The organism is Ruminococcus sp. AM43-6 (genome assembly GCF_003461785.1).
GTDB classification, from domain to species: Bacteria; Bacillota; Clostridia; order Oscillospirales; family Ruminococcaceae; genus Hominimerdicola; species Hominimerdicola aceti.
In genome coordinates, this window is the sequence record NZ_QTXU01000087.1 from 445 (window position 1) to 668 (window position 224).

Annotated in this window: 1 pseudogene; it reads right to left on the bottom strand. The window is 45.1% G+C overall.

What is annotated here, in order from left to right:
- Positions 1-224 (bottom strand): annotated as a pseudogene (locus tag DW938_RS15040) (hypothetical protein); the annotation flags it as partial.

Genomic DNA, 224 nt, shown 5'->3' on the forward strand with positions numbered 1-224 from the left:
TATTTTGTGTAGTGCAGCCATATTATGCTGTTCGCCATTGGCATTGTCCACATAAGCGTAGTCTTTATGGAGCAGAACGCCGTGCCTAATGATATCACTGCTCCGCAGAGGACAAAACCCACAGTTTTGTGTTTCACAAGTGAAAAGCTCAGCAGGATAAGCCCAATTATCATAAGGTATGCGAACACGAGCAGGTAGCTTTGCACTGCGGCTGAAAATACTGT